At 74.5% G+C, this 26,859-nt stretch carries 24 protein-coding genes and 1 pseudogene; 18 read left to right on the top strand and 7 right to left on the bottom strand.

Going from position 1 to position 26,859, the window contains the following annotated elements; translation table 11 throughout:
- Nucleotides 1-95: 95 nt before the first annotated feature.
- The 4 genes from AB0424_RS17570 to AB0424_RS17555 all read left to right on the top strand — a co-directional run bounded on the left by AB0424_RS17570 (nucleotide 96) and on the right by AB0424_RS17555 (nucleotide 8,323).
- The gene (locus tag AB0424_RS17570) at nucleotides 96-4,100 is read left to right on the top strand and encodes a HAMP domain-containing protein (protein ID WP_366306296.1); all 4,005 of its coding nucleotides are present in this window, start codon (nucleotides 96-98) and stop codon (nucleotides 4,098-4,100) included.
- A gap of 108 nt (nucleotides 4,101-4,208) precedes the next feature.
- Nucleotides 4,209-6,680 (top strand): SpoIIE family protein phosphatase, encoded by a 2,472-nt coding sequence (locus AB0424_RS17565; protein WP_366306295.1) that lies wholly within the window; start codon nucleotides 4,209-4,211, stop codon nucleotides 6,678-6,680.
- A gap of 38 nt (nucleotides 6,681-6,718) precedes the next feature.
- The gene (locus AB0424_RS17560; protein ID WP_366306293.1) at nucleotides 6,719-7,087 is read left to right on the top strand and encodes an STAS domain-containing protein; all 369 of its coding nucleotides are present in this window, start codon (nucleotides 6,719-6,721) and stop codon (nucleotides 7,085-7,087) included.
- Between the two features lie 60 nt (nucleotides 7,088-7,147).
- Complete coding sequence (locus AB0424_RS17555; protein ID WP_366306291.1) at nucleotides 7,148-8,323, top strand: PP2C family protein-serine/threonine phosphatase; 1,176 nt, start codon at nucleotides 7,148-7,150, stop codon at nucleotides 8,321-8,323.
- A 110-nt stretch (nucleotides 8,324-8,433) separates the two neighbouring features.
- Here AB0424_RS17555 and AB0424_RS17550 read toward each other — a convergent pair whose 3' ends face one another.
- Nucleotides 8,434-8,949 carry a MarR family transcriptional regulator gene (locus AB0424_RS17550; RefSeq protein ID WP_366306289.1) on the bottom strand — a complete coding sequence of 172 codons (516 nt, stop codon included), beginning with the start codon at nucleotides 8,947-8,949 and terminating at the stop codon, nucleotides 8,434-8,436.
- Nucleotides 8,950-9,056: 107 nt separating this feature from the next.
- Here AB0424_RS17550 and AB0424_RS17545 point away from each other — a divergent pair, with 107 nt between their 5' ends.
- Both AB0424_RS17545 and AB0424_RS17540 read left to right on the top strand, forming a co-directional pair.
- Complete coding sequence (locus tag AB0424_RS17545) at nucleotides 9,057-10,223, top strand: PP2C family protein-serine/threonine phosphatase (protein ID WP_366306288.1); 1,167 nt, start codon at nucleotides 9,057-9,059, stop codon at nucleotides 10,221-10,223.
- Between the two features lie 183 nt (nucleotides 10,224-10,406).
- Nucleotides 10,407-10,898, top strand: a complete 492-nt coding sequence (locus tag AB0424_RS17540) for an ATP-binding protein (protein WP_366306286.1) — start codon at nucleotides 10,407-10,409, stop codon at nucleotides 10,896-10,898.
- Nucleotides 10,899-10,930: 32 nt separating this feature from the next.
- Here AB0424_RS17540 and AB0424_RS17535 read toward each other — a convergent pair whose 3' ends face one another.
- Complete coding sequence (locus AB0424_RS17535) at nucleotides 10,931-11,188, bottom strand: WhiB family transcriptional regulator (RefSeq protein WP_366306285.1); 258 nt, start codon at nucleotides 11,186-11,188, stop codon at nucleotides 10,931-10,933.
- Nucleotides 11,189-11,321: 133 nt separating this feature from the next.
- On the opposite strand from AB0424_RS17535, the gene AB0424_RS17530 reads away from it, so the two are divergent.
- Nucleotides 11,322-12,152 (top strand): DUF1206 domain-containing protein, encoded by an 831-nt coding sequence (locus AB0424_RS17530; RefSeq protein ID WP_366306283.1) that lies wholly within the window; start codon nucleotides 11,322-11,324, stop codon nucleotides 12,150-12,152.
- A gap of 26 nt (nucleotides 12,153-12,178) precedes the next feature.
- Here the strand turns inward: AB0424_RS17530 and AB0424_RS17525 are convergent, their stop codons facing one another.
- Nucleotides 12,179-12,931, bottom strand: coding sequence for a restriction endonuclease (locus tag AB0424_RS17525; protein ID WP_366306281.1), 753 nt, complete (start codon nucleotides 12,929-12,931; stop codon nucleotides 12,179-12,181).
- A gap of 332 nt (nucleotides 12,932-13,263) precedes the next feature.
- Between AB0424_RS17525 and AB0424_RS17520 the strand changes: the two genes are divergently transcribed.
- The 9 genes from AB0424_RS17520 (at nucleotide 13,264) to AB0424_RS17480 (ending at nucleotide 21,901) form a co-directional block, all read left to right on the top strand.
- On the top strand, nucleotides 13,264-13,671 hold the full coding sequence (locus AB0424_RS17520; RefSeq protein ID WP_366306279.1) for an STAS domain-containing protein: 408 nt from the start codon (nucleotides 13,264-13,266) through the stop codon (nucleotides 13,669-13,671).
- Nucleotides 13,668-15,929, top strand: a complete 2,262-nt coding sequence (locus AB0424_RS17515; RefSeq protein WP_366306277.1) for a GAF domain-containing SpoIIE family protein phosphatase — start codon at nucleotides 13,668-13,670, stop codon at nucleotides 15,927-15,929. Before AB0424_RS17520 ends, AB0424_RS17515 begins: the two co-directional genes overlap by 4 nt.
- A gap of 158 nt (nucleotides 15,930-16,087) precedes the next feature.
- On the top strand, nucleotides 16,088-17,773 hold the full coding sequence (locus AB0424_RS17510) for a PP2C family protein-serine/threonine phosphatase (RefSeq protein WP_366306275.1): 1,686 nt from the start codon (nucleotides 16,088-16,090) through the stop codon (nucleotides 17,771-17,773).
- Nucleotides 17,770-18,900, top strand: a complete 1,131-nt coding sequence (locus AB0424_RS17505) for a cobalamin-dependent protein (RefSeq protein ID WP_366306274.1) — start codon at nucleotides 17,770-17,772, stop codon at nucleotides 18,898-18,900. The genes AB0424_RS17510 and AB0424_RS17505 overlap by 4 nt, the downstream gene beginning before the upstream one ends.
- Nucleotides 18,897-19,301 carry an STAS domain-containing protein gene (locus AB0424_RS17500; protein ID WP_366306272.1) on the top strand — a complete coding sequence of 135 codons (405 nt, stop codon included), beginning with the start codon at nucleotides 18,897-18,899 and terminating at the stop codon, nucleotides 19,299-19,301. The genes AB0424_RS17505 and AB0424_RS17500 overlap by 4 nt, the downstream gene beginning before the upstream one ends.
- Before the next feature lie 278 nt (nucleotides 19,302-19,579).
- Entirely contained in the window at nucleotides 19,580-20,197 is a 618-nt protein-coding gene (locus AB0424_RS17495) for an RNA polymerase sigma factor (RefSeq protein ID WP_366306270.1), read from the top strand.
- Nucleotides 20,194-20,535: a hypothetical protein gene (locus AB0424_RS17490; protein ID WP_366306268.1), complete on the top strand. Its 342-nt coding sequence runs from the start codon at nucleotides 20,194-20,196 to the stop codon at nucleotides 20,533-20,535. Before AB0424_RS17495 ends, AB0424_RS17490 begins: the two co-directional genes overlap by 4 nt.
- Nucleotides 20,536-20,660: 125 nt before the next feature.
- Nucleotides 20,661-21,350 (top strand): helix-turn-helix domain-containing protein, encoded by a 690-nt coding sequence (locus AB0424_RS17485; RefSeq protein ID WP_366306267.1) that lies wholly within the window; start codon nucleotides 20,661-20,663, stop codon nucleotides 21,348-21,350.
- 32 nt (nucleotides 21,351-21,382) lie between these two features.
- On the top strand, nucleotides 21,383-21,901 hold the full coding sequence (locus AB0424_RS17480) for a DUF3291 domain-containing protein (protein WP_366306265.1): 519 nt from the start codon (nucleotides 21,383-21,385) through the stop codon (nucleotides 21,899-21,901).
- A gap of 24 nt (nucleotides 21,902-21,925) precedes the next feature.
- On the opposite strand, the gene AB0424_RS17475 is transcribed toward AB0424_RS17480, so the two are convergent.
- Both AB0424_RS17475 and AB0424_RS17470 read right to left on the bottom strand, forming a co-directional pair.
- Nucleotides 21,926-22,585 carry a 3-oxoacid CoA-transferase subunit B gene (locus AB0424_RS17475; protein WP_366306263.1) on the bottom strand — a complete coding sequence of 220 codons (660 nt, stop codon included), beginning with the start codon at nucleotides 22,583-22,585 and terminating at the stop codon, nucleotides 21,926-21,928.
- A 1-nt stretch (nucleotide 22,586) separates the two neighbouring features.
- Nucleotides 22,587-23,363 carry a CoA transferase subunit A gene (locus AB0424_RS17470; RefSeq protein WP_366306261.1) on the bottom strand — a complete coding sequence of 259 codons (777 nt, stop codon included), beginning with the start codon at nucleotides 23,361-23,363 and terminating at the stop codon, nucleotides 22,587-22,589.
- 305 nt (nucleotides 23,364-23,668) lie between these two features.
- On the opposite strand from AB0424_RS17470, the gene AB0424_RS17465 reads away from it, so the two are divergent.
- The gene (locus tag AB0424_RS17465) at nucleotides 23,669-24,463 is read left to right on the top strand and encodes an SDR family oxidoreductase (protein WP_366306259.1); all 795 of its coding nucleotides are present in this window, start codon (nucleotides 23,669-23,671) and stop codon (nucleotides 24,461-24,463) included.
- Nucleotides 24,464-24,511: 48 nt separating this feature from the next.
- Here the strand turns inward: AB0424_RS17465 and AB0424_RS17460 are convergent, their stop codons facing one another.
- Together AB0424_RS17460 and AB0424_RS17455 are read right to left on the bottom strand one after the other, a co-directional pair.
- On the bottom strand, nucleotides 24,512-25,192 hold the full coding sequence (locus tag AB0424_RS17460) for a DUF4230 domain-containing protein (protein ID WP_366306257.1): 681 nt from the start codon (nucleotides 25,190-25,192) through the stop codon (nucleotides 24,512-24,514).
- A 115-nt stretch (nucleotides 25,193-25,307) separates the two neighbouring features.
- Entirely contained in the window at nucleotides 25,308-25,820 is a 513-nt protein-coding gene (locus AB0424_RS17455) for a GNAT family protein (protein WP_366306255.1), read from the bottom strand.
- 157 nt (nucleotides 25,821-25,977) lie between these two features.
- Between AB0424_RS17455 and AB0424_RS17450 the strand changes: the two are divergent.
- Nucleotides 25,978-26,859: pseudogene (locus AB0424_RS17450) on the top strand (FUSC family protein); the annotation flags it as partial.

The raw sequence follows: 26,859 nt of genomic DNA, 5'->3' as shown, positions 1-26,859 counted from the left end.
GGCCGTGGTCGTACGAAGTGGCCGGATGGTTCCGGCACGTGATCGTGACCGTACGGCACGTGAGCACACGTCTGACGGGTGACGAAGGATGGGGCATGTCTGAGACGACGATCGAGGGCTCTGCCACCGAGGGACGGCCGGGGCCGGCCGCGGTGGGCGAATCCGAGCTCCGGCAGCTCCTGGCCGGTCTGACGGCCGTGCGCGACGGCGACTTCGGCACCCGGCTGCCCGACGAGGCGGGCGGGCTGATCGGGGAGATCTCCACGGTCTTCAACGGGATGGTGGACCAGCTGTCGCTGTTCACCTCCGAGGTGACCCGCGTCGCCCGCGAGGTGGGCACCGAGGGGACCCTCGGCGGTCAGGCCGTGGTGCCCGGGGTCTCCGGCACCTGGGCTGACCTGACCGACTCGGTCAACGCCATGGCCGGCAACCTCACCACGCAGGTCCGTGACATCGCCCACGTCGCCACCGCCGTCGCCAGGGGCGACCTGTCGAAGAAGATCGACGTCGACGCGCGCGGCGAGATCCTGGAGCTGAAGAACACCATCAACACGATGGTCGACCAGCTGTCGTCCTTCGCCGACGAGGTCACGCGCATGGCCCGTGACGTCGGCACGGAGGGCATCCTCGGCGGGCAGGCCGACGTGAAGGGGGTCTCCGGCACCTGGCGCGACCTGACCGACTCGGTCAACTCCATGGCCGGGAACCTCACCGCGCAGGTGCGGGCGATCGCGCACGTGGCCACCGCGGTGGCCACGGGCGACCTGTCGAAGAAGGTCGACGTCGACGCGCGCGGCGAGATCCTGGAGCTGAAGACGACCATCAACACGATGGTCGACCAGCTCTCCGCCTTCGCCGACGAGGTGACCCGCGTCGCCCGCGAGGTCGGCACCGAGGGCAACCTGGGCGGCCAGGCCACGGTCCGGGGCGCCTCGGGCACCTGGAAGGACCTGACCGACAACGTCAACGTGATGGCGTCCAACCTCACCGGGCAGGTGCGGTCGATCGCCCAGGTCGCCACCGCCGTGGCCCGCGGCGACCTCTCCCGCCGGATCACCGTGGAGGCCAAGGGCGAGGTCGCGGCGCTCGCCGACACCATCAACACCATGGTGGACACCCTGTCGGCGTTCGCCGACGAGGTGACCCGCGTCGCCCGCGAGGTCGGCACCGAGGGCCGGCTCGGCGGCCAGGCCAGGGTGCCGAACGTGGCGGGGACGTGGAAGGACCTCACCGACAACGTCAACTCCATGGCGAACAACCTCACCGGCCAGGTGCGGAACATCGCGCAGGTCACCACCGCCGTCGCCAACGGCGACCTGTCGAAGAAGATCGACGTCGACGCGCGCGGCGAGATCCTGGAGCTGAAGACGACCATCAACACGATGGTCGACCAGCTGTCCTCCTTCGCCGCCGAGGTCACCCGCGTCGCCCGCGAGGTGGGCAGCGAGGGCCGGCTCGGCGGCCAGGCGGAGGTCGAGGGGGTCTCCGGCACCTGGAAGCGGCTGACCGAGAACGTCAACGAGCTCGCCGGCAACCTGACCCGTCAGGTCCGTGCCATCGCCGAGGTCGCCAGCGCGGTCGCCGAGGGCGACCTCACCCGCTCGATCACCGTCGAGGCGTCGGGCGAGGTGGCCGAGCTCAAGGACAACATCAACGCGATGGTCGGCTCGCTGCGCGAGACGACGCGCGCCAACCAGGAGCAGGACTGGCTGAAGTCCAGCCTGGCCCGGATCTCCGCCCTCATGCAGGGCCACCGCGACCTGGCCGTCGTCGCCGAGCTCGTCATGGACGAGCTGACCCCCCTCGTGTCCGCCCAGTACGGCGCCTTCTACCTGGCCACGGAGGGCGCGGAGGGAATCGAGCTGGGGCTGGTCGGCTCCTACGGCCGGCCCGCCGGAGACCAGGGCCACGACCGCTTCAGGCTGGGCGAGTCGCTCGTCGGACAGGCCGCCCGCAGCCGCCGTACGATCGCCGCCGAGAACGTCCCCGGCGACTACGTGACCATCTCCTCCGGTCTCGGCCGAACGGCCCGCGGCAGCCTGGTGGTGCTGCCGATCGTGGTCGAGGACCAGGTGCTCGGCGTCATCGAGCTGATGGCCTTCGGCCCCTTCACCTCCGTGCACCGGGACTTCCTGGAGCAGCTCATGGAGACGGTCGGCGTCAACGTCAGCACCATCGTCGCCAACGCCCGTACGGACGAACTGCTCGACGAGTCCCAGCGGCTGGCCGGTGAACTGCGCTCGCGCACCGAGGAGCTCCAGGTGCAGCAGGACGAACTCCAGCGCTCCAACGCCGAGCTGGAGGAGAAGGCGGCCCTGCTCGTCTCGCAGAACCGCGACATCGAGGCCAAGAACCTGCAGATCGAACAGGCCCGGCAGGAGCTGGAGGACCGCGCCCAGCAGCTCGCGCTGGCCTCGACGTACAAGTCCGAGTTCCTGGCGAACATGAGCCACGAACTGCGCACCCCGCTCAACAGCCTCCTCATCCTGGCCCAGTTGCTCGCCCAGAACCCCACCCGCAACCTCACGGCCAAGCAGGTCGAGTACGCGGGCATCATCCACTCGGCCGGATCGGACCTCCTGCAGCTGATCAACGACATCCTCGACCTGTCCAAGGTCGAGGCCGGGAAGATGGACCTCAACCCGGAGCGCGTGGCGCTGCGCCGGCTGCTCGACTACGTCGAGGCGACCTTCCGCCCCCTCACCTCGCAGAAGAGCCTCACGTTCACCGTCTCCACCGCGGCCGGCGTCCCCGTCGACCTGGTCACCGACGACTCCCGGCTCCGGCAGGTGCTGCGCAACCTTCTGTCCAACGCCGTCAAGTTCACCGAGCACGGCAGCGTCGAACTGCGCATCGAACCGGCGGCCGACGGCGAACTCCCGGCGACGGTCCACCGGGGCGGCCCGGTCGTCGCCTTCCGCGTCACGGACACCGGCATCGGCATCGCCCCCGAGAACCTGGAGGCCATCTTCGGCGCCTTCCAGCAGGCGGACGGGACGACCAACCGGAAGTACGGCGGCACCGGGCTCGGGCTGTCCATCAGCCGCGAGATCGCCTATCTGCTCGGCGGCGCCCTCACCGTGACCAGCGTGCCCGGCGAGGGCAGCACCTTCAGCTTCTACCTGCCCGTCACCCGCCCCGACTTCACCGAGCAGCCGGCCCTCCCGGGCCCGTCGGCCGCGGCCGGGGAGGCGGTCACGGCGCCGGACCGGCCCGGCCCCGTCGCCCTCCCCGCCGCGGTCCGGCCGACCCGGCGGCTCCTCGTGATCGAGGAGCGGCTGCGCGGCCTCCTCGCGCTGGTCGCCGAGAACGCCGTCACGGAGCTGGCCGCCGACCGCGGCCACGCCGACCGGGACATCGAGCTGATCGCGGTCGTGGGGCCGGACGAGGCGGCCGCGGCCCTGGCCACCCAGCCGTTCCACTGCGTCGTCCTCGACGTCGACATGGCCGACGGCGACGCCCTGCGCTTCCTCGACGCCATGGACGGCGACGAGGCCCTGCGGACCGTCCCGGTCCTCGCCCACAACAACCGCCGGCTCGCCGTCGAGCAGGAAGGCGCCCTCCAGGAGCTGGCCCGGCGACGCCCCCTGGAGCTGCTCTCCAGCCTGGACGAACTGCGCGAGCGGATCGCCCTGCACCTGTCGGCCGAGCAGCCCGGCGACGTCGTGCCCCTGGTCCGCGGGGACCACCGGGCGCCGGCGCCGCAGACCATCGACACCACCCTGCACGGCCGGACCGTGCTCGTCGTGGACGACGACGCCCGCAACCTGTACGCGCTCAGCGGCATCCTCGAACTGCACGGGATCACCGTGCTGCACGCCGAGAACGGCCGGAAGGGGATCGCGGCGCTCCTGGAGAACCCCGCCGTCGACCTCGTCCTGATGGACGTGATGATGCCGGAGATGGACGGCTACACGGCGACCGCCCGGATCAGGGAGCTGCCGCAGTACGCCGAACTCCCCGTCATCGCGGTTACCGCCAAGGCCATGCCGGGCGACCGGGAGAAGAGCATCGCCTCCGGCGCCAGCGACTACGTGACCAAGCCCGTCGACGCCGACGAGCTGATCGCGTGCGTCGGCCGCTGGCTGAGCGAGGGGTAGCGCCGTGTCCGACCCCACCGGCCCCCACCGCGGGCCCCGGCCCACCGGCGCCACCGGTTCCCCTTCCCCCGACGGCCCCACGGCCGCCCCGACCCTGGAGTCTTCGACGTGAGTGCCTCCCATCTCCGGAGCGGGGACCCGTCCCCCGTTCCCCCAGGGGGCGACGCTCCGGCGCCGGCGGATCCCGCCGCGGGCGTCCCCCGGCCCGCGTCCGGGGACGACCTCGGCGCGCCGACGGACGACCGCCTCACGGTCGGCCGGCTGGCCGCCACCGTGGAACGGCTCCGCGGAGAGGTGCGCGCCGCGCACGCGGCGGCCGAGGGCCGCGCCCTGGTCGAACTCGCCAAGGGCGTCCTCGTCGAGCGCCTGGGGTGCGGCCCGGCGCAGGCCGCCGCGCAGCTCGCGGCCCTCGCCGACCAGGCGGGCCTTTCGCAGCTGGAACTGGCCGCCGACATCATCAACCAGGCGGCCCGGGACCAGGTCGCGGACGTCGCCGACGCGTTCGTCAGGACGGCCGTCGGCGAACCCGGCGGTCCCGCCGACGGCGCCTCCGTGGCCCTGCGGCTGCGGACGGCCGAGAGCGCGGCGCTGGGAGCGGGCGACACCCAGGCCGTCGCCGAGTCGCTCCTCGCGCACGCCCTGGAACCGCTGGGCGCCGTCGCCGTGGCGATCTGGACCACCGGGCCGGACGGCTCCCTGACCCTGCGGGGGCACGCGGGGTTCGGCGCGGACGAGGCGGCCCGCTGGCACTACGTACCGCCGGGGGTGGCCACCGCCGCCCGGCAGGCCCTCACCGGCCGGAAGACGGTCTGGTACGCGGGCCCGGCGGACGCCGGGATCCCCTCGATCGGACGGTCGCGCCATCCCGAGGGCGGCCGCGTCGTCGTCCCCGCCGGGACCGGCGGCCGGATCCAGGGCGTCCTGGAGATCTGCTGGGACCGGCCCCTGGAGCCCCAGCCCCAGGCCGTGGAGCGGCAGATCGAGGCCCTCGCCGAGCTGTGCGCCCACACCCTGGGCAGCCATGCCGCGCCGGGTGTCCCGGCGCGGCCCCTCGTGCCGGGCGCGGACCGGGTGCTGGAGCTGGCCGAACTCGTCGACGGGCTCTACGACCCCGCCCTCGTGCTGACCCCGGACCTGGACGACGAGGGGCGCCTCGCCGACTTCCGCATCCGGCACGCCAACGCCCACTTCCAGGACCCGGCCGGCCGGTCCCGCAGCGCCGTCGAGGGAGCGCTGCTCCTGGAGGCGTACCCGGCCACCGCCCGCGAGCACGAGCTGTTCGACCGGATCGAGCGGGTCTACGCCACCGGGGAGCCCTTCCGCGCCCGGCGCGCCCGGCTGACCGCCCTCGTGGACCAGGTGCCGCTCTCCGCCCCGGCCGACATCAGCATCAGCCGCCACGGGGACAGCGTCCTGCTCATCTGGCGCGTCGAGGACGAGTCGGCCCGACTGGCGAGCCTGCTCCAGCACGCCCAGCGGCTCGGCCGCGTCGGCGCCTTCGAGGAGTCCGTCCTCACCTCCGAGATCACGTGGAACGGGCAGCTCTTCGACCTCTTCGGCCGGCCGACGACGGAGCCCCCCGTCTCCCTGCACGACCTCGCGGACCACGCCCACCCCGACGACGCGGACACCATCCGGGTCTTCCTGCACTCCGTGCTGCACCAGCGGAGGGCGGGGTCCACCGCCTTCCGCCTGCTGCGCCGGGACGGCGTCACCCGGCACATCCGGGTGATCGCCGAACCCGCCGTGGGCCCGGACGCCCGGCTCCACGCGGTCCGGGGCGCCTACCAGGACATCTCCGCGCAGCACTGGACGGAGGTCGCCCTCACGGCCACCCGCGACCGGCTGGCCGCCACGGAGGAGGAGGCCGCGGAGCGCAACCGGCTCGCCCTCCAGCTCCAGCACGCCATCATGCCGCCGGTGAACGCGCCGCTGGACGCGCCCGGCCTCGACGTCGCCGTCCGCTACCGTCCGGCGGAGTCCGAGTCCCTCGTGGGCGGCGACTGGTACGACACCGTCGTGCTGCCGTCCAAGAAGGTGCTGCTGTGCGTCGGCGACGTCGCCGGCCACGGCATCGAGGCCGCCACCGGGATGGTCGTCCTGCGCAACGCCCTGCGCGGCCTCGCCGTCACCGGAGCGGGTCCGGGACAGCTGCTGGCCTGGCTGAACACCGTCGCCCACCACCTCACGGCGCACGTGACCGCCACCGCCGTCTGCGGGATCTTCGACCCCGAGAGCCGCACCCTGCGCTGGGCCCGGGCGGGGCACTTGCCGCCCGTGCTCGTGCGCGGCGGCGAGGCCGCCGACCTGCCGCTGCTCGGAGGGCTGCTCCTCGGGGCCCTCGCAGAGGCGGAGTACGAGGAGTCGGAGCTCCGGCTCGAACCCGAGGACACCGTCCTCCTGTACACCGACGGGCTCGTCGAACGGCGGGACACCTCCGTCCACGACTCGGTCGCCCAGCTGCTGGCGGTCGCCGGGATGCCCGCCGACAGCCTCGAACGGCGACTGGACCTGCTGCTGTCCCGCAGTAAGTCGGACACCGACGACGACACCTGTCTGGTCGGCGTCCGGGTCACCTGACACCGCCCGACCGTCCTTCACCGTGGAAAGCAGGAAGCATGTCCGAGCGAGAACCGAATCTGGACGTCGACGTGGAGATCCGAGACGACAGCACCGTCGTGCTGTCCGTGCGCGGAGAGCTCGACATGGAGACGGCCGACCGTCTTCAGGAGCACCTGACGGACCAGCTCGGACAGGGCAGGCGGCACCTCGTCCTGGACCTGTCCGCGCTGGACTTCATGGACTCGTCCGGCCTGAACGTCCTGATCAGGGTGGTCCACAAGGCGCGCGCGGCCGGGGGAGACCTGTACCTCACCGCGCCGACGCCCGCGGTGCGGCGCATCCTGGAGATCACCGGGGTCACGTCGGCCGTCCCGCCGCACGACGGGCTGGCCGAGGCGCTGGCCGCCGTCGGCGGCGCGAGATAGGAAGAGCGGGGCTGCCCCGGGTTCCGGGGCCCCGCTCGCAGAGAGAGGAACCGGGAGAACGTGCACGAGATCGCCGCGGTCGAGCAGGCACTCCGCAAGGCGGCGCCGCACCGGCTGGTGGGCGTCGTGGAGGACGCCCTGCGGAAGCACTGCGACGCCCGGCGGGTGGAGCTCCGCCTGGCCGACTACGGACTGCGGACGCTCCAGCTGGTCGAGCGGACGGCCGGCGCGGCGCCGGCGGTCCCGATCCACGACAGTCCGCAGGGACGCGCCTTCGGCTCGCAGGAGCCGTACGTCACCCACGACTCCGACGCCACCCGCGTCCACCTGCCCGTCACGGTCCGCGGGGACCGGCTCGGCGTCCTGTCCGCCGACCTGCCGCCGGAGACCGACGTGGGGCCCCTGCTGCCCGCCCTGGGAGAGCTCTGCGAGGCTCTCGGACACGAGATCCTGGTGGCCGAGCGCGACACGGACCTCTACGTCCTGGCGCGGCGGGCGGCCCGGCTGACCCTCGCGGCCGAGATGCAGTGGCAGCTGCTCCCCGGACGCGCGTGCACCCGCCCCGAGTTCGCCCTGGGCGCCCATCTGGAACCGGCCTACGCGATCTTCGGCGACAACTACGACTGGTCGGTCTCCGAGGGGCGGCTGACCCTGACCGTCACCAACGGCATGGGCGAGGGCATCGAGGCCGCACTCCTGACGAACCTCGCGATCAGCGCCCTCCGCAACGCCCGGCGGGCCGGACTCGGCCTCGCGGACCAGGCGGCCCTGGCCGACCAGGCCGTCTACGCGCAGTACCGGGGCGCCACCTACGTGTCGGTGCTCCTGCTCTCCTTCGACCTCGCGACGGGCGAGGTGGAGGCCGTCGACGCCGGTTCGCCGCGCATGTGGCGGATGCGAGGCCGGTCCGTCGAGTCCGTCACCTTCGACGCGCAGCTGCCCCTCGGCATGTTCGAGGAGACCGTCTACACGACCGAGCGGTTCACCGTGCTCCCGGGGGACCGGCTGCTCTTCGGCAGCGACGGGGTGTACGCCGCCGTCTCGCCCGGCGGGGAGAGCTACGGGGAGCGGGCCCTGGCGCGCGCGCTCGGCGGCACGCGACTGCTCCCGCCCACCCACGTGCCGCAGGCGGTCCTGCGCGAACTCGCCCTGTACCACGGGGAGTCGCCGCTGGAGGACGACGCCCTGGTGATCTGTCTCGACTGGCACGGGCCCGTGGCAACAGTTGCCGTGTGACAACTGTATCCTTGGGGCAACACCGGGCTCGTGCTCCGGTGCGCACACGACGAGGGCGACCAGAGGGGGGCATGGGTGTACCGCCGGCCGAGGCCGAGGGTGCGCGGCGATCAGGCCGAACTGACGTCCTTGAGCGGCGTGTCCGGGCGTGACGACGCCATCGGCGCGCCGCTCTCCTCCAGTGCCTCCTGGAACCCCGTGAGGCCGCGCAGCAGCGCCTTGCGGCTCGCGGCCGACATGCCGGCGATGACCGCGAGCAGGGCCTCCTCGCGCTGCGCCCGGAGGTCCCGCAGGTACGCCTTGCCGTGCGCGGTCAGGTGCAGTTCGAGCTGCCTGCGGCTGACGGGGCTCGGCAGCCGCTGGACGAAGCCCAGCGCCTCCAGCCGGTCGCACATCCGGCTCACCGACGGCGGCGCGGACCCGAGCAGCCCGCCCAGCGTGCGCAGGCTGATGCCCTCCTCGCGGTCCAGGCTGTACAGCACGCGCAGCTGAGACGCCGACACCGGCGTCGAGGACACCATGTCCCGGCCGCGCTCCCACAGCACCTCCAGAAGCTCGATGAGCTCACGGGCGCCCTGCGTCGCCTGCTGCGCCTCCCGCCGCGACGGGTCGGGGTTGGTGTTCATGCCTGCCGACACTCCTCGGGCGTCCGGGGGCGAGGAGTGTCGGCCTTCCGACGGACCGGTCATCTCACAACTCTCCAGAAGGCGGTACGGATGCGGTGGATCGACACGTGACGGTGGAGAGCGCTCTGCGCGGGGCGCCGCCACACCTTCTCCTGGACTCCCTCCGTGTCCTTCTCGCGCGACGGTACGCCGCCTCCTCGGCCGATCTGCTGCTCGTCGACTACGGGCTCACCTGCCTGCGCCCCGTCGAGCCGGTGCAGAATCCGGCCGGGGTGCGGCACGAGCCCGTGGGAGCGGGGCACGCCGGTCGCGTCTTCCGTACCCAGCAACCATATCTTTTCCGTGGTGACGGACCCACGGGGACCGCGTACCTGCCCGTGACGGTCCGCGGCGACCGGTACGGAGTCCTGGTCGTCGGCCTGCCCGCCGAGCGGACCACCCCGGAGGCGGCCGAGGGCCTCGGAGCGGCCGCCGAGACGCTCGGGCACGCCCTGCACGTCGCCGACCGGCACACCGACCTGTACCGCTCCACCCGAGGGGCGGCGGCCCTCGGCGTCGCCGGCGGGATGCAGTGGGACGTCCTCCCGGGCCGGGCGTGCGCCGCGCCGGAGTTCGACCTGCACGCCCACTGGGAGCCCGCCCACGCGTCCGGGGGACACGTCCTGGACTGGAGCGTGACCGAGGGCCGACTCCAGCTCGTCGTCGGCGAGGGCACCGGTCCCGGCACGCCCTCCGCGCAGGTGAGCACCCTGGCACTCACCGCCATCCGCAACGCCCGACGCGCCGGACTCGACCTCGTGGGCCAGGCCAGCCTCACCGACCAGGCGCTCTACGGGCAGTACCGGGGGAGGGCGTCGCTCCCCGCCCTCCTGCTGGGCTTCGACCTCGCCACCGGCCGGACGGAGGTGGTCGACGCCGGCTCGCCGACCGTCTGGCGGACCCGCGGCTCGGCGACCGGACGGATCGCACTGGACCGGCAGCTTCCGCTCGGCATGTTCGAGGACTCCGTCTACGCCACCCAGCGGCTGCGCGTCCGCCCCGGCGACCGGCTGGTCTTCGTGGCCCGCGGCTGCGCGGAGCCCGAGCGCGCGCCCGGCGGCCCGGACGAGGCGGCGGACGGCCCCGTTGCCCGAGCCGTCGCCCTGGCGGCACGTCTGAACGGCGCCGACGCCCCCGAGGCCGTCGTGCGGGCACTGCGCGAGCAGCCCCGCGACGTCCCCGGCCCGGTCCTCGTCCTGTGCCTCGACTGGCGCGGCCGCGGGGTACCGGAGTAGCCTGCCGCGCCGCCCCTGGACGGCCGGGGCCTCGCGGAGCACCCTGCCTCCCGACCGGACGGCCGACAGAGCGGTGACGCCAGTGATTCCCGGTGTCGGCGGTGTGGAAACCGCAAAGGGGGGAAGGGCGGAATACGAGGCGTTCAGTGCGCCCGGAAAGCCGTAAGAAAGGGGAACGGGGCGATGACGGACGCCATCACGGCGGAGCGTGCCGCTCGGGAGCCCATCCTGTCCGCGGGCGCCTCCTACGACGGAGCCGACGCGGGCGCGATCGCGGCCGCCCGTGCCTTCGCCGGCGACTTCCTCGCCGCCCCGGGCGCCCGGCCGGCGCCGGTGTCGCGGGACCACGTCGACCTGGCGAAGCTGGTGGTCAGCGAGCTGGTGACCAACGCGGTCCGGCACGCGCCCGGCCCCTTCCGGCTGGTCCTTGAGCTGGGCCGCGACCACCTGGACATCTCCGTGATCGACGGCGTGGCCGCCGCTCCCGTCCCCCGGGGCCACGACCCGCGGCGGATCGGCCAGCACGGCGTCGAGATCGTCATCGCCGTCTGCGAGAGCGTGACCGTCGAGCCGCACCCGGCCGGCAAGCAGGTCCGGGCCCGGCTCGCCCTCGCACCGGCGGACGCCGGCCAGGGGACGGCGGGCCCCGGAGAGGGCCGGGCGGAGCCGGCGTAGCGGCCCCGCCCCTCGGCCGTCCCCGCAGCCCGTCACCGTCGCTCGTCCGCCCCGCGGCGCAGCCGCCGGCGGAGCGCCTGGCGCTCGTTCTCCGTGAGCCCGCCCCACACCCCCGTCACCTGACGGGAGTCGTCCATGGCCCAGCGCAGGCACTGTTCGCGCACCGGGCACGGCCGGCAGACCTTCTTCGCCTCCTCGGCCTGGGCGAGCGCCGGTGCGCCGCTCCCCACGGGGAAGAAGAGATCGGGGTCGTCGTCCTGGCAGGCCGCTGCCTCGCGCCAGCTGTCCATCGGTCCTCCTCGGTCGAACGCGGCACCTTCTCCCTCCCGCGTCACCGCTCGCGCCCACTCGAAACGGCGGGAACACGGATTCGCCGCGGAAGGACGGGGCACCCGGAGCCTGAAGCGAGAGGAGCTTGCCAAGATGACAACTGCGAGAGTGCACACGGCCGGTACGGCCAAGGCGTTCCGGGGCGAGGCCGTCCGCGCGGGTGCCCGGGCGGGGTTCGCGGCGCGGGGCGTGCTGTACCTGCTCGTCGGCGCGCTGGCCGTGCGCGTCGGCCTGACGGGAACGGGCGAACAGGCCGACCGCGGAGGGGCTCTGGCGCGCGTCGCGACCACCCCGCTCGGCACGGTCCTGCTCTGGGCCCTGGGCATCGGCCTCGCCGGCATGGCGGTGTGGCGGCTCTCGGAGGCCGTCTTCGGCGCGTCGGGCCCCAAGGGCGACCGTCCCCACAAGCGGGCCCTGTCGGCGGGCCGCTGCGTCTTCTACGCCGCGTCCGCCTTCCTCGTCCTCTCCTTCGCGGTGGGGGAGCGGGGCAGCGGCGCGGGCTCGACCGACCGGCAGAGCCGGGACGTCACCGCCCGCCTGCTCGAACTCCCCGGCGGCCGCTGGTGGGTGGGTGCGGTGGCCGCCGGCGTCCTGGCGGCCGGAGTGTGGATAGCGGGCCGGGCGGTCCTGCGGAAGTACCGGGACCGCCTGGAGTGGGCCCGCATGGCGACGTACCAGCGCCGCCTCATGGACGTGACCGGTGTGGCCGGCGGTGTCGGACGCGGCCTGGTGTTCGGCGCGCTCGGCTTCTCCGGCCTGAAGGCGGCGGTCGCGTACGACCCGAAGCAGGCCAAGGGCATGGACGACGCGATCCGTTCGTTCGCCGGCACACCGGCCGGGCCCTGGCTGCTGCTCGCCGTCGCCGCCGGCCTGGTGCTCTTCGGCGTCTTCTCCTTCGGCCAGGCGAAGTGGCGCAAGGTCTGACGCCGCCGCGCGCCGTCCCCGGGCCCTCACCCGGGGACGCTCTCGCGCCCCTCGGGGAGCGCCTCCCACGGGGCCGTCGCCGTCGACGAGGTCCAGGCGTCCAGGGCCTCGCCGTCCACGCAGAGGATGCCGCAGGTGGCCGCGTACTCCAGGGCCGGGTCGGTGAAGGAGCTGGTCGTCACGAGCACGGCGACGTCGGCGTCGTGGACGGTGTAGCAGGTGCCGCCGAACCGCTGCAGGTCCGGGGAGCCGACGCGGTGGCCCGGGCCGTACTGCTTGCACTGGATCACCACGCGCCGGCCGTCGGCGGTGGTCGCCAGGACGTCGGCGCCCAGGTCGCCCGCGCCGCCGACCACCTCCACGGCCGTGCACCCGTCGCGCGCGCAGAGCGCCGCCACGGAGTGCTCGAACCCGTCGGGGTCGACCCCGGAGTGGTCCAGCGCGTCGCCGTCCACCACCGGCGTCTCCGCCGGTCCGGGACGGGCGCCGGCCGCGGACCCGGTGGCGCGGCGGCGCGCCCGGCCCCGGACGCGGGGCCGCGCCCGGCCGCGGACCGGGGCGACGCTCCAACGTGCCAGCGCCACCCCGAGTCCGAGCACCAGGAAGACCGTCACGGGCACCACGGGTATCTGCGCACCCGCCGCCCGGGCCGTCCTGAGGAAGAGGGCCGCGCCGCCCACGACCACCGCCGCGAGCCCGACCGCGAGCACCACGTCCCGCCCGAGCCCGGCCGTGCCCTCCCCGGCCGTGCCCCTCTCCCCGCCACCGCTCGCCGACATCGCGGCCCCCTTCGCCGGTAGATACCCCTGTGCGACCGAAGCGCGGCCCCGTCCCCCGCGTACGGGGCACGGGACCGCGCCACACGGTGCCGCCCGCGTCCCGCTCTCGAAGACACCCCCCGCCCGGTCCTGCCCGGTGCCGGACGAGGATGCCTCCTTTCGGGTGACGGCGACGGCCCACGGCCCGTGTCACCCCGAACGCTTCGCCGAAACGTCGGGGAAGCGGGTGAACCGGAGGATTGAGGTCCGCGTTTCGGGACAGGTGTGCCGCTGTCACTCCCGCGAGGTGACGGACCGACCTGTGCCTGACGCGGAGGAAGAGGAAGTAGAAGGTGCTCACAGTGGCCGTCAGGCGCGAGGAACGGGGCACGGTGTTCGTGCTGCGCGGGGAGATCGACTTCCGGAGCGCCGTGCGGCTGGACGAGGCCGCACGGGGAGCACTGGAACCGGAATGCGGGCACGGGCCGGTCGTGGTCGACCTCGCGGCTCTGACATTCTGCGACTCCAGCGGCATCAGCGCCCTGCTGAGGCTGTATCGGCGGCTGACCGCGCACCACCGCGAGCTGCGGCTGGCGGCCGTGCCGCGCAACGTACTCCGGCTGTTCTCGCTGACGGGCCTCGACCAGGTCTTCGCCGTGCACCCCGACGTGCCCGGCGCCCTGGCCGGGGACACCGCGGGAGCGGACACCTCCACCGGCGCCGGCCCGACGGCCCGGCCGAACAGGGAAGAGAACGCATGAGGCGCGTACCGGGCACCCGGCCCCGCGGGCCCGTAGAACCGGAAGCCGCGACCCCGGACATCCCCGGCCCGGCGGACGAGGACCTGAGGGCCCTCTTCGGGAAGTCGACCGCCGTCTTCGCCTCCCTCGCGGGGCCCGCGCACATGGTCGAGTCGGCCAACCCGGCGTTCTTCAAAGCGATCGGCGGCGACCGGAGCGCCCGTACTGGCATCCCCCTCGGGCAGCTGATGCCCGAGCTCGTCGAGCAGGGACTGATCGGCTTCCTCGACCGGGTCTACCGGACGGGCAAGCCCCACACCGGCCGCGACGCCAGGGTGTTACTGGGCGACACGGCGTGCCCCAGGGAGGCGTTCTTCGACTTCACGTACGAGCCCCGCGTCGACACCGGCGGCAACGTCACCGGCGTCCGGGTCATCGGGGTGGAGACGACCCAGGTCAGGCAGGCCCAGCGGCTCACGGCGGAACACCGCGCGCTGCTGGAGCGGATCGCCCGCCAGGCCCCCCTGACGGAGGTCCTCGACGCCATGGCCCGCGCGATGGAGGAGCTGTCCCCCGAGGAGCTCATGGTCTCCGTGCTGCTCGCCGACGACGAGGGACGCCACCTCTTCCACGGCGCGGCCCCGAGCCTGCCCGACTTCTACAACGAGGCCATCGACGGCATCGCCGTCGGCGAGGGCGTCGGGTCCTGCGGCACCGCCGCGCACCGCCGTACGCCCGTGATCGTCACCGACATCGCGAACGACCCGTTCTGGGAGGACTTCCGCGACCTGGCCGAGCGGGCCGGTGTGGCCGCCTGCTGGTCCACCCCCGTCCTGGGCCGGGACGGCGCCCTGCTGGGGACGTTCGCCATGTACCACCGCGCCGCCCGCGCCCCGCGCGACGCCGACCTCGCCCTCGCCCGCCTCTTCGCCGACACCGCCGCGCTCGCCGTCGAGCGCGAGCAGGCCGAGACGGCCCGCCGGTCCGCGGAGAACCGCGAGCGGGCGGCACGCGAGGACCTCGCGTTCCTGCTCAAGGCCGGCACCGCCCTCACCGCCGACCTCGACGCCCTCCAGACCCTGGAGAGCCTCGCGGCCTCCTGCACCCCGCGGCTGGCGCCGATGTGCGCGGTCGACATCGTCGAGAACGGACGGCTGCGGCGCGTCACGGCCGCCGCGCCGGACGAACGACGGCGGCGGACGCTCGCCGCCCACCTCCCGGGCGACGACGCCGACGACGTCGTGGCCCGCGTCCTGGCCACCCGCGCCGCCGAGGTCGCCCGCCGCGCACCCACCGGACCGGGCCCCTGGGAGGAACTGGACGTCACCGGCTACCTCTGCATCCCGCTGCTCGACCGGGGCACCGCCTTCGGCGCCGTCACCCTGCTCTCCACCGGGGAGCACTCCTTCGACGGACACAGCGTGGCACTCGCCGAGGAGCTCACCCGGCGCGCCGCCTCCGCCGCACGCAACGCCCGCCAGTACACCCACCGCGTCGCCCTCGCCCGCGACCTCCAGGCCGGCCTGCTCATGCCGGAACTCCCCGACGTGCCCGGCGCCGACGTCGCCACCTACTACCACCCCGCCGGCGAAGGGCTGGACATCGGCGGCGACTTCTACGACGTCTTCCCGCTGGAGGACGGCCGATGGGCGTTCATGCTCGGGGACGTGTGCGGCCGCGGTGCCATCGCCGCGACGACCACCGCCCTCGTCCGCCACACCGCGCGCGCCGTCGCCGCGCTCCTGCCCGACCCCGGGACGGTCGTCGCGGCCGTCAACCGGGCCCTGGTCAACCGGCCCGGGAGCCACGGAACCGGCTTCGTCACCCTCGTCTACGGCCGGCTCACCCCGACCGCGCACGGGCTGGACGTCGAACTCGTCCGGGCCGGCCACACCCTGCCGCTCCACCTCGACTCCCGCGGCACCGCGCACGCGCTCGACACCCCCGGCTCGCTGCTCGGCATCTCGCCCGACACCGACGTCGTCACCCACTCCCTCCGTCTCGCCCCGCACGAGAGCCTGCTGCTCTACACCGACGGCATCACCGAGGCCCGCGACGCCGGCGGCGAGCAGTTCGGCGACCGGCGGCTCGCCGACGCCGTGGCGCTCGGCGCCCCCCGCTCCGACGCCCGGGGCGTGCTCGACGCGGTCACCGGCGCCGTCCACGCCTTCACGGGCGGTCAGGACATCGACGACGACCAGGCGGTGCTCGTCCTCACCGCCACCGCCACCGGAGCGGCAGCCGCCCCCGACACGCCGCGCGACGTGACCGTTCGGTGAAGCCCTTGTGCCGGGAAGGTGGGGGTATGGCCCGAAGAAGCCCTGAAAGGGTCGGAGAAGGGGGCCCGGCTTGATGTGGGGCGGCGCCTGAGGAAAGGTGGGCGGACGAGCTGTCGTCGAGGCGGAAGGTGGCGGGCCGGTCGTAGCGGGCCCCGCGTATGACTGTTTTCGAACCCGAGTCCGGCCGGTCGCGGGGTGTGCCCACGGCCGTGGGCACCTCCTGGCTCCGCGCGCCCCATCCGGCGGTCGTCGCCGACCGCGAGGGCGGAGTCGTGGAGTTCAACGACGCCGCCGCCGACCTCTTCCCCGACATGGTCGTCGGATCGTGGCTGGACGACGTCGCCCCCCTCTGGCTCGCCGACGCGCACCGAAGACTGGCCCGCCCGCCCCGCCAGGGAGGGCCCGCCGACACCCCCGTACGGGCCAGGCGCCCCGCCGCGCGGGGAAGCCACGAGGGCCGGCGCCTGCGCGCCCACCCCACCCTCGCCGACCACGGGGACGTCGCCTGGTGGCTGGTCGACGACTCCGACCTCGTCGCCGCCGAACGGGCCCTGCGCAGCGAACAGGAACGCGCCGCGCTCCTCGCCGAGGCGTCCACCCAGCTGCTGTCCTCGCTGAACCCCGACCGGTGCCTGGAGAAGGCGGCGCAGCTCGCGGCCGCCCACCTCGCCGACGCGGCGCTCGTCATCGCGCCCGCCGTGCGCAACCGCCACCCCCTCGTCACCGCGGTGGGGGAGCGGGTCACCCGGCGCCACGTGGCGATGGACCCCACCGTGGTGCCGGGCCTCGCCGAGGCACTCCAGGGGTTCCCACCGGTGCCCTCCCGGTGGATCGACCCGGCCGAACTGCCGGACTGGGCCGTGCCCGAGGGCTTCGAGGGCGTCCCCGGCTCCGTGGCCGTCACGCCCCTGCCCGGCCACGGCGTGCCCGCCGGCGTGCTGATCCTGCTGCGGCGCGACGGCCGGGCGGCCTTCGACGCCTCCGAGGAGCTCTTCGCCCGGCTCTTCGCCGCCCGTGCGGGCGCCGCCCTGTCGGCCGCCCGCCTCTACGCGGAGCAGGCCCGCGTCACCCGCGCGCTCATCGCCGAACTCCTCCCGCCGCAGCTCCACCACGTGCACGGGGTGGACTTCGCCGGCGGCTACCGCACCTCCCAGGACACCGAGCGGATCGGCGGCGACTTCTACGACGTCCACCCCGGGGCCGACGCCGGCCAGGAGTCGCTCGCCGTCCTCGGGGACGTGTGCGGCAAGGGCCTGGACGCCGCCGTGCTCACCGGCAGGATCCGCAGCACCCTGCACGCGCTGCTGCCCCTCGCCGGCGACCACCAGAACGTCCTGGGCCTGCTCAACGGCGCGCTCCTGACCACCCGTCACACCCGGTTCGCCACGCTGGTCCTGGCCTCGGTCAGCCGCTCGGGCTCCCGGGTGCGGCTCCGGCTGACCAGCGCCGGCCACCCCGGCCCCCTCATCCTGCGCACCACGGGCGAGGTGGAGGAGGCGGACACCCGCGGGACCCTCGTCGGCGCGCTCCCCGAGGTCACCTCCCGGTCGGCGACCGTGCACCTGGACCCCGGGGAGACCTGCCTGCTCTACACGGACGGGATCACCGAGGCCCGCGGCGGGCCGCTCGGGTCGGCCATGTTCGGCGAGGAGCGGCTCAGGGCCGCTCTGGCGGAGTGCGTCGGCTTCCCCGCCGAGGCGGTCGTCGAACGCATGCAGATGCTCGCCGGCGACTGGGTCGGCACCGGCCCCCACGACGACATGGCCGTCGTGGCGATCACCGCGCCGCACTCCACCCATCTGACCGCGGTGAACGGCCACACCCGGGGCAGGTACACCGCATGACCACGCACCCCACCCCGCCGGCACCCGCCCCCGTCACCCCGCCGGCACCCGCCCCCGCCACCCTCGCGGCGACCCGCGAGCGGCTCTGGGCGGCGCTCGACGCGAGGGACGAGCACGCGGCCGCCGCGACGGTGTTCGCCGCCCGCGACGCCGGCATCCCGGTGGAGGACCTCCTCCTCGACGTGATCGGCCCCGTCCAGGCGAAGGTCGGCCGCGAATGGGCCGCCGGCCGGCTCACCGTCGCCCAGGAGCACGCCGTGACGGCGATCCAGGACCGCGTCATCGCCGCCCTCGCCCACCGGATCCCGGGCCCTCGCCTCGCGGGCGGCCCGACCGGCGGTCGCGTCACCGTCGCCTGCGTCGACGGCGAGTGGCACGCGCTCCCGGCGCGCCTGCTCGCCGAGGTCCTGCGCGGCCGGGGCTTCACCGTCGACTACCTCGGAGCGCAGGTCCCCACCCCGCACCTGATCGCCCATCTGCACCAGAACGGCAGCGACACCGTCGCGCTCTCCTCGTCCCTGCCGGTCCGTCTCCCGACGGCCCACGCCGCCATCACCGCCGTCCAGGCCGTCGGACTGCCCGTCCTGGTCGGCGGGGCCGCCTTCGGACCCGACGGCCGATACGCGCGGCTGCTCGGCGCCGACGGATGGGCCCCCGACGCGCGCGCCGCCGCGGACCTCCTCGCCGTCGGCCTGCGCCGCCCCGCCGATGCCCCGACCACCCCGGAGCAGGGCCTTCCCCATCTGCTCGACCAGGAGTACACGCTGGTCACCCGCACCCGGGTCCAGCTCACCCGCGACGTCCTCGCGGGGCTGGAGGCGAAGGTGCCGGCCATGGCCGCGTACAGCGCGCAGCAGCGGGACCGGACCGCCGAGGACATCGCCCACATCGTCGACTTCCTCGCCGCCTCCCTCTACACCGACGACGCGGAGCTGTTCGTCGGCTTCCTCTCCTGGACCGCCGGCATCCTCCGTGCGCGCGGCGTCCCCGTCGGAGCCCTGCTCGCCGCACTCGACCTCCTCGCCGACGCACAGCGCGACTTCCCCCGCGCACGGGCCCACCTCGCCGCGGGACACCGTGCCCTGACCCGCATCCCCACGCCGCCGACCCCCGGACCCCACGCATGACGACCTCCCCCGACGACACCTTCGAGTTCACCACGGCCACCGGCCCGGACGGTGCCCTTCACGTCGAACTCGGCGGCGACCTCGCCTGGGACTCCGCCGACGAGCTGCTCGACGCGGCCCGCACGCACCTCGCCGCGGCCCGGCACCCCGCGGACGTCCGCCTCGACTGCGCCCGGTTGACCCTGTGCGACTCGATGGGCCTCTCGACCCTGCTCGCCCTCCACCGGGAGACCTCCGCCGCGGGGGTACGCCTCCACCTGGAGCACCGGCCGCCGTTCCTCGACCGGCTGCTCCTGCTCACCGGCACGTACCACCACCTGACGGACGCCCGGGCGACGGCCGCCCACGACGGTGTCACCCCGGGCGACGAGGCCGACGGCCCGCCGCTGCCGCCCAACTGACGCCTCGCGTCGGCCGGGGGACGGGCCGGACGGCACGGCCCGGGGGCCAGCCTGAGGAATGTCCGCCCGACACCGAATCCTTCGGGGCCCCTCCCGTCTCTTATCCGTGTACCGGCCGAACGGGCCGGTGGAACCGGAGGAGACAGTCATGATGGTCACGGCCCTGATCGTGGTCGGCGCCCTGCTCGTGGCGGCGTGCGGATGGCACCTGACGCGGCGGTACCGGAGCCGGGGCTGAACGGCCGAGGCGGGCGGGACGTCCTGGAGGCGAGAGGCAGATGAACCGACGCCACACCTGGCCCGACGAGGGGCTCATCAGGGCGGCCCAGGACGGCGACGTCACGTCGCTGACCACCGTCGTCCTGGAGTCGCAGCCCCATGTACGCAAGTTCGCCCTGTCGTTGTGCGCCACGCCGCAGGACGCGGAGGACGCGGCACAGGAGGCGCTGATCGTCCTCTACCGGAAGATCGGGAGCCTGCGCGCCACCGGCGCGCTCGCCTCCTGGATGTTCCGGATCGTGCGCAACGAGTGCCTGCGGCAGGTGCGCCTGCTGGTCACGCGGAACGGCGAGCCGCCGGTGGAGCCGGAGGGGTCCGCCGGGCCCTCCGCCGAGGAGGCGGTGCTGCACCGGCTGGAGGTGGAGCGGATCGCGGCCGCGGTCGCCGCGCTCCCCCGGGAGCAGCGGCAGGTCCTGGTCATGCGGGACGTCCAGGGCCTGCCCGGCAGGTCCGTCGCCCGTGCGCTCGGTCTGAGCGACACCGCGATGAAGTCGCGGCTGCACCGGGCCCGTACGTCGCTGCGCCGTTCGTTGGCGGCGCCGGGCCCGGCGCCGGACGGGGCGGGCGGCCGAGCGGGACACGAGGAAGCCGCCGACCGAAGAGGAGGAGAACGGTGACCGTGAACGGCGGGACGAACGTGCCGCCCCCGAGGAGTTTCGCCAGCAGCTCCGTCCCGCGCCATCTGGCGCGCGGCGCCGTCGGTTTCGGGCTGGTCGCCGGCTCGATCGCCCTGGTGCCCGTCGTCGGCCCGGTCGCACTGCTCGCGGCCCCGCTGTCGCTGGTCGCGTTCCGTGGCTGTCCGACCTGCTGGATGGTCGGCCTGGCGCAGACGGTCTCCCGCGGCCGCCTGGAGCGTCGGTGCGTGGACGGCGTCTGCACCCTTGCCCCGGCCCACCCGGCGGCCGGGGGCGCGAAGGGGGCCCCGGGCGGGAGCGACGGGCCGACCGCCTCCTGACCCGGCCGCGGTCCGCCGCCCCGGGCGTGGTCCGCCGCCCGGGTGGGGGCCCGGGGCGGCGGACCTTCGCCGGCGGGCCTCGCCGGCCTTCTATCTCCAACCTGCGTTGTTCCTAGAATGGCCGGGTGGAAGACATCGATGTGATCGCGGTGCTGCAGGACCCCGTGCGACGCCGTCTGTACGAGTACGTGGCCGCGCAGGGGCGCGAGGTCGGCCGCAACGAGGCCGCCGAGGCGGTGGGGGTGGCGCGGACGCTCGCGGCGCACCATCTGGACAGGCTGGCCGAGGCGGGGCTGCTGGAGAGCGGGAGTCGGCGGCTGACGGGCAGGTCGGGCCCCGGGGCAGGGCGGCCGGCCAAGGTGTACACGCGGTCGCGGGTCGAGCGGTCGGTGTCGCTGCCGGCCCGCGACTACCGCACCGCCGCCGACCTCCTCGCCGAGGCCGCCGAGGAGGCGGGCCTCGACGCCGGGCTCTGCGCGGCCGCGCGCCGCCGGGGCGAGGCCCTGCGGGGCTCGGCGGAGCCGTGTGGGGGGCTGGAGGAGGCCGTGCGGGTGCTCGCGGAGCGCGGTTACGAGCCGCATCTGGAGGCCGTCGGCGGGGCCGAGGGCGTCGGGGGCGAGGCCGGGAGCGTCCTCCGGATGCGCAACTGCCCCTTCCACGCGGTCGCCGAACGCTTCCCGCCGCTCGTCTGCGGCATGAACCTCGCGCTCCTGGAGGGGCTGATCGGTACGGGCGGTCCGGTCCGCGCACGCATGGACGCCCGGCCGGGCGAGTGCTGCGTGGTCGTCGAGGCTTCTAAAAACAATGTTCGTTGACATAGAAAACGCGGTCGTGCTGGGATGAGGCCATGACCTCACCCGAGCACGCCCTCCACCTCGCCCAGCTCAACGTCGCCGCTCTCCGGTACCCCCTCGACGACCCGCGCGTGGCGCCGTTCGTCGACATGCTCGACCCGGTCAACGCCGCCGCCGACGCCGCGCCCGGCTTCGTCTGGCGACTCGTGGAGGACGGCGAGGCCGACGCGACGGGGCTGCGCCCCGCGGGCGAGGACGTCATCGTCAACCTGTCGGTCTGGCAGACGCAGGAGGCCCTGTGGGACTTCGCCTACCGGAGCGGTCACCTGGAGGTGATGCGGCGTCGGCGCGAGTGGTTCGCCCGGCACGTCGAGGCGCACCTGGTGCTGTGGTGGGTCCCCGCCGGACAGGTCCCGACCGTCGAGGAGGCCATGGAGCGGCTGGCGGAGCTGCGGGCGCACGGGCCGTCCCCGCGGGCGTTCACCTTCGCCTCGGCGTACACCGCGGCCGAGGCCGCCGGGCACCGCGGGGCCGTGGCGCCGGGGCGGGCGGAGGAGTCGGCCGCCGTCTGAGCCCCGGGCGCCCGGCCCGTCCGGTCAGGCCGTTCGTGCGGACCCGAAGCCGGCCGGCACCGTCAGCGCCGCGCCCGTCGCGGCGCGGACGTCGTCGACCGTGACCCCGGGGGCGAGTTCGGCGAGGACGAAGCCGTCGGGGCCGATGTCGACGACCGCGAGGTCGGTGACGACGCGCTGGACGACGGCGCGGCCGGTGAGCGGCAGGTCGCAGGTCCCGACGAGTTTGGGGGTGCCGTCCTTGGCGGTGTGCTCCATGAGGACGAGGACCCGTCCGGCGCCGTGGACGAGGTCCATCGCGCCGCCCATGCCCTTGACCATCCTGCCGGGGATCATCCAGTTGGCGAGGTCGCCGGCGGCGGACACCTGCATGGCGCCCAGGACGGCGGTGTCGATGTGACCGCCGCGGATCATGCCGAAGGACAGGGCGGAGTCGAAGAACGAGGCTCCCGGCAGGGTCGTGACGGTCTCCTTGCCCGCGTTGACCAGATCGGCGTCGAGTTCGTCCTCGGTCGGGTACGGGCCGACGCCGAGGATGCCGTTCTCGGACTGGAGCACCACCTCGACTCCGGGCGGCAGGTGCTGGGGGATGAGGGTGGGCAGGCCGATGCCCAGGTTGACGTAGCTGCCGTCGGCCAGCTCCAGGGCGGCGCGGGCGGCCATCTGCTCGCGGGTGAGCGCCATCTCAGGCACCGCCTTCCGGTCGGACGGTGCGGCGCTCGACGCGCCGCTCGGCGGCGGGGTCGCCGGGGGACACCCGGACCACGCGCCGGACGAAGACGCCGGGCAGGTGGATCTCGTCGGGGTCGAGCTCGCCCGGCGCGACGAGGTGGTCGACCTCGGCGACGGTGATCCGGCCGGCCATCGCGGCCAGGGGGTTGAAATTGCGTGCGGACGAGTGGAAGACGAGGTTCCCGTGCCGGTCGCCGACGGCCGCGCGGACCAGTGCGAAGTCCGTGGTGATCCCCTCCTCCAGGAGGTACGGGCGGCCGCCGAACTCCCGGGTCTCCTTCGGCGGCGAGGCCACGGCGACCGAGCCGTCGGCCGCGTACCGCCAGGGCAGGCCGCCCTCGCCGACCTGGGTCCCCGTTCCCGCCGGGGTGAAGAAGGCGGGGATGCCCGATCCGCCGGCCCGCAGCCGTTCCGCCAGCGTTCCCTGCGGGACGAGTTCCACCTCCAGCTCGCCGCTCAGGTACTGGCGGGCGAACTCCTTGTTCTCGCCCACGTACGAACTCGTCATCCGCGCGATCCGGCCCGCGGCGAGCAGCGGGCCGAGCCCCCAGTCGTCGACGCCGCAGTTGTTGGAGACGACGCGGAGACCGTCCACCCCGCGCTGCCACAGGGCGTCGATCAGCGTGCCCGGTATCCCGCACAGACCGAAGCCGCCCACCGCGAGCGAGGCGCCGTCGGGGATGTCGGCCACCGCCTCCGCCGCGCTCGCGACCGTCTTGTCCAGACCCATACGGTCCCTTTCCCTCGGGCACTCGGGTGACCGTGCCGGTCCGTGCCGGTGCCGCTCCAACCGACTGGCCGCGAGCCTAGGAAGACGCCGGGGACGGAGACCATGTCTGCCGTCCACATACCGATCCCCGCCGAGGTAGCGGTCAGCGCCTCACTCGATGCAGCTGCCGCAGCGAAGGGCGCGCGGGCTCCGGACCGTCGCAGGCCCTGGACCCGGCGTATGGCATGGGCGACCATTCAGGAGCAGGGCTTTGTGGTGGCTGTGTATATGGGTCGGTCACCGGGCGCTGCCTAACGTCTCCGGCCATGACGCACACCTTTCCCTCCCCAGCCCCCTTGCCGCCGCCCACGGCCCCCGTCGACCTGGTCGGGCGCACGGCCCTGGTGACCGGCGGCGGCAGCGGCATCGGCCGGGCCTGCGTGCTGGCGCTGGCGCAGGCCGGGGCCTTCGTCCACGTCGTCGACCGCGACGCTGCGTCCGCCAAGGCCGTCGCGGAGATCGTCGGAGGGGCCGCGCACGTCGCCGACCTCGCGGACCCCGGAGCCGTCGGCCTCCTCCCGGCCGAGGCCGACATCCTCGTCAACAACGCCGGCCTCCAGCACGTGGCCCCGCTCACCGAGTTCCCCCCGGAGCGCTTCGAGCTGATCCAGAAGGTGATGGTCACCGCGCCCTTCCTGCTCATGCGCCGGCTCCTGCCGCACATGTACGCCGGGGGCTGGGGCCGGATCGTCAACGTCTCCAGCGTGCACGGACTGCGGGCCAGTGCCTACAAGTCCGCCTACGTCGCCGCCAAGCACGCGCTGGAGGGTCTGAGCAAGGTCGCCGCCATCGAGGGCGCGCCGTACGGGGTGACCAGCAACTGCGTGAACCCCGGCTACGTGCGCACCCCGCTCGTCGAGGGCCAGGTGCGGGACCAGGCCGCCGCCCACGGCATCAGCGAGGGCGACGTCCTGACGAACGTGATGCTGGCCCGCTCGCCCGTCAAGCGCCTCCTGGAGTCCGAGGAGGTGGCCGCCGCCGTCCTGTGGCTCTGCGGCCCCCACTCCGGCTACCTCACCGGGGCGTCCCTGCCGCTCGACGGCGGCTGGACGGCGGGCTGATCCGCGCCTTCCGGGGGACGCCCGAAGTCAGTGCCGCCCGCCCGCCGCTCAGACGTAGGCGACGGTCACCCGCTCGAAGCCGAGGGCGCGCAGCAGGCCCTGGAGCATGGCGGTGGTGTTCCGCTCCGCCCGGGAGGTCAGGTCCGACTCCTTCGCGGCGTCGCCGATGTGACGGGCGGCCAGGACGTTGACCGCCCGCTCGCTCGCCGGGTTGTCGGAGAACAGGTCGCCGAGCCGGTCCAGCAGACCGCGCTGCTTGGACACGGCGTACGACTTCTCGGGGTCCAGTGAGGGGGCGGCCAGCCGGGCGTGCGGCAGGCGCAGGGTCGCCGTGGTCCGCTTCGCGTCGATGGTGACGGCGTCCTTGCCGACACCGCCGAGTTCCACGTAGGCGGTGACGCTGCCGGTCGCCACGTACAGGGTGCGGGTGCCGCGGATGGCGTCGGGCAGGTAGCGGGCGTCGTGCTCCAGGTCGACCACGACCTGGTAGGTCCCGGCCGCCCCCTCGTATCGGTTCATGTCCTGCACGGACTTCAGGACGGCGGGTCCGGAACGGTCCTTCACGTCGGTGCCGAAGACGTCCAGCCCCGGCAGCCGCAGGACCTGCCCCACCAGCAGCAGGGCGACGGCGAGCACGAGCAGGACGACGGCGGCGAGCGGCCATCGCCGCCCGGACCGTTCCGGCCGGCTTCCGACGGACGAGCGTCTGTTCGCGGTGTCTTCTCCCATGAGCGGTCGGGTGCCCGGCGTGCCCGAACTCATGCCCAACCAGCCCTCGAGTGACGCTTGTTGACTGCTCCTGAGAGGTGTGTGGCGGCTGGGGCGGGCTCGTCGGGAGCCGTGATCAGCGCACCAGTTCGGACGCGAGCAGGTCCATCAGCAGCCCGTCGTGCCAGCCGCCGTCCGCGTCCCGCTCGTACTGCCGCATCACGCCGACGGGCCGGAAGCCGACCTTCTCGTAGCACCGGATCGCGGCGACGTTGTCGGCCGCCGGGTCGATGACGAGCCGGTGGTGGCCCACGTCGTCGACCAGATGGCGGGCGAGGGTGCGGACGGCGTCGCTGCCGAGCCCCTTGCCGTGCACCGAGGGGTCGAGGAACAGGTCGATCCCCGCGTGCCGGTACTCCGGGTCCTCCTCGGCGTACCACTGGATCATTCCGACGATCCGGTCGTGGTGGAGCACGGTCAGGCAGTGGGTGGCCGGATCCGCGAGGCCGGAGGCGACCTCCGCGGCCATGTCGTCGCCACCGCGCCACCGTGCCCGGACCCCGGGCGTGCTCCGGATGGCGGCCAGGGCGGGCACGTCCCCGGGACCGGAAGGGCGCAGGACGACGCCGGCACCGCGCAACTCGTTCATGGGCCCAGCCTGCCCCGCGGGCCGCCCTGCGGGCCACCCCGCGTGCGGCGCTCCGCCCGGCCGCCCGGCGGTCCGCGCGCGAGGCCGACGCGCCGCTCGCCGGGCCCCGCCGGGCTCCCGCCGTGCCGGGCACCGCCGCGCGGGCGATCCTGGGGACATGGGTGGCTCGTTCCCACGCCGACTGCCGCCCGCCTACCGGGCGGCGGCGCGCAGGGCGCTGCGCGTCACGATCGCCGCCGGGGCCGGGTTCTACGTCCTGCTCTACGGCTTCGACCTGGCGGTCGGCGCCACCTACGCGCTCTTCGGCGCCATCGCGATGGCCGGGCTGTCCCGTCTGCCCGGCTCCGGGCGGCAGCGGGCCACGCTGCTGGCTGGCGTCGTGCCGGTCTGCTGGGTGCTGATCACCCTCGGAACCTACCTGTCCGTGCGGACGTGGAGCGCGGTCCTCGGGATGCTGGTCGTCGGGTTCGCCCTGGCGTTCATGGCCGTCGGCGGACCCCGGTTCGCGGGCGCGGCCACGGGGCTGCAGCTGATGTACATCCTGCCGTCCTTCCCGCCGTACGATCCCGGTTCGCTGGTCGAACGCCTCGCGGGCGCGACGTTCGGACTCGCCCTGCTGATCGTCGCGGAGCTCACGCTGCTGCCCGAGCCGGCGGCCCTGCCCTACCGCGAACGGGCCGCCCGGGCCGCCGACGGCGCCGGACGCTGCGCGGAGCTGCTGCGCACCGCCCCGTACACGCTTCCGGAAGCGGCGCTGCGCACGGCCCGGGCCCTGAGCACGGGGCTTCGCTCCTCCCTCGTACCGGAGGCGGAACGACCGGCCGGAGCGGGGATACGGCAGCGGGCACTGGCCCACACCGGCCTCGCGACGCGCACCCTCCTCGGCAGACTGGCGGTGCTGCCACCGCCCGCTCCGGGCGCGACACCGCCGGCGGAGGCGGTCGACGGGGCCGGGACGGGCGGGGCGAGGGATGCCGACCCGCTGCGGGCGGTCGCGGAGGCGGCGCGGGAGACCGCCGCCCGGCTGCGGGGCGGCACC

Origin of the sequence: Streptomyces sp. NPDC051180, assembly GCF_040689545.1 — a bacterium.
Taxonomy (GTDB): Bacteria; Actinomycetota; Actinomycetes; order Streptomycetales; family Streptomycetaceae; genus Streptomyces.
This window is presented reverse-complemented; position numbering and strand designations above follow the sequence as displayed.

Excerpts from the sequence above, each read along its gene's own strand:
- AB0424_RS17480 (WP_366306265.1), top strand. The coding sequence starts at position 21,383 with ATGACCTCACCCGAGCACGCCCTCCACCTCGCCCAGCTCAACGTCGCC.
- AB0424_RS17515 (WP_366306277.1), top strand. The coding sequence starts at position 13,668 with ATGAGGCGCGTACCGGGCACCCGGCCCCGCGGGCCCGTAGAACCGGAA.
- AB0424_RS17470 (WP_366306261.1), bottom strand. The coding sequence starts at position 23,363 with ATGGGTCTGGACAAGACGGTCGCGAGCGCGGCGGAGGCGGTGGCCGAC.
- AB0424_RS17510 (WP_366306275.1), top strand. The coding sequence starts at position 16,088 with ATGACTGTTTTCGAACCCGAGTCCGGCCGGTCGCGGGGTGTGCCCACG.
- AB0424_RS17475 (WP_366306263.1), bottom strand. The coding sequence starts at position 22,585 with ATGGCGCTCACCCGCGAGCAGATGGCCGCCCGCGCCGCCCTGGAGCTG.
- AB0424_RS17495 (WP_366306270.1), top strand. The coding sequence starts at position 19,580 with ATGAACCGACGCCACACCTGGCCCGACGAGGGGCTCATCAGGGCGGCC.
- AB0424_RS17525 (WP_366306281.1), bottom strand. The coding sequence starts at position 12,931 with ATGTCGGCGAGCGGTGGCGGGGAGAGGGGCACGGCCGGGGAGGGCACG.
- AB0424_RS17500 (WP_366306272.1), top strand. The coding sequence starts at position 18,897 with ATGACGACCTCCCCCGACGACACCTTCGAGTTCACCACGGCCACCGGC.
- AB0424_RS17570 (WP_366306296.1), top strand. The coding sequence starts at position 96 with ATGTCTGAGACGACGATCGAGGGCTCTGCCACCGAGGGACGGCCGGGG.
- AB0424_RS17540 (WP_366306286.1), top strand. The coding sequence starts at position 10,407 with ATGACGGACGCCATCACGGCGGAGCGTGCCGCTCGGGAGCCCATCCTG.
- AB0424_RS17535 (WP_366306285.1), bottom strand. The coding sequence starts at position 11,188 with ATGGACAGCTGGCGCGAGGCAGCGGCCTGCCAGGACGACGACCCCGAT.
- AB0424_RS17465 (WP_366306259.1), top strand. The coding sequence starts at position 23,669 with ATGACGCACACCTTTCCCTCCCCAGCCCCCTTGCCGCCGCCCACGGCC.
- AB0424_RS17550 (WP_366306289.1), bottom strand. The coding sequence starts at position 8,949 with ATGAACACCAACCCCGACCCGTCGCGGCGGGAGGCGCAGCAGGCGACG.
- AB0424_RS17560 (WP_366306293.1), top strand. The coding sequence starts at position 6,719 with ATGTCCGAGCGAGAACCGAATCTGGACGTCGACGTGGAGATCCGAGAC.
- AB0424_RS17460 (WP_366306257.1), bottom strand. The coding sequence starts at position 25,192 with ATGGGAGAAGACACCGCGAACAGACGCTCGTCCGTCGGAAGCCGGCCG.
- AB0424_RS17455 (WP_366306255.1), bottom strand. The coding sequence starts at position 25,820 with ATGAACGAGTTGCGCGGTGCCGGCGTCGTCCTGCGCCCTTCCGGTCCC.
- AB0424_RS17530 (WP_366306283.1), top strand. The coding sequence starts at position 11,322 with ATGACAACTGCGAGAGTGCACACGGCCGGTACGGCCAAGGCGTTCCGG.
- AB0424_RS17505 (WP_366306274.1), top strand. The coding sequence starts at position 17,770 with ATGACCACGCACCCCACCCCGCCGGCACCCGCCCCCGTCACCCCGCCG.